The following is a 512-nucleotide window of genomic DNA, read 5'->3' as shown; positions in this document are numbered from 1 at the left end:
ACCAGCTGGCTTTATATTCCAGCATTTCGAAAAACTTTGCCCAGGAAACACTTGCTATGGATTTTGCCAGTTTATGGTTCCGGATCATTCCCTTCACGTTCAGATCCTCGATACAGATGGTTTGGTTTTCGCGCACCAGCATCGTTGACTGTTTCTGCAGGAAATCATTCCGCTGATTGGCTATTTTCTCATGCACTCTGGCTACCCTGAGCCGCTGCTTCCCACGGTTATGGGAATCTTTCTGCTTCCGGGAAAGTCTGCGCTGTTCTCTTATGAGTTTTCGCATGGCGCGTTCCAGATATCTGGGATTTGATACCGTATTTCCATTGCTGTCAGAATAGAATGCTTTGATTCCAACATCAATTCCAATCGTTCCTCCAGCATTTGGGCGTGGTTCCGGTTTGAAATCAACATTTAAGACTGCAAAATATTTTCCGGCCGGTGTGTACTCAATGGTTACGTGATTAATTTTTCCCACTTCCATCGACTGGCGTATTTTGACAAATCCAAGT

The 512-nt window shown here is 44.9% G+C and carries 1 protein-coding gene; it reads right to left on the bottom strand.

What is annotated here, in order from left to right; genetic code table 11:
* On the bottom strand, window positions 1-512 hold a 512-nt coding region (locus tag DWZ60_RS17085; protein ID WP_147397785.1), incomplete at both ends, for an RNA-guided endonuclease TnpB family protein.

This window comes from Blautia sp. AF34-10, assembly GCF_003477865.1.
In the GTDB taxonomy this organism is placed as follows: domain Bacteria; phylum Bacillota; class Clostridia; order Lachnospirales; family Lachnospiraceae; genus Fusicatenibacter; species Fusicatenibacter saccharivorans.
The sequence above is the reverse complement of the archived record's forward strand: the minus strand, read 5'-3'. Positions and strand labels throughout refer to the sequence as shown.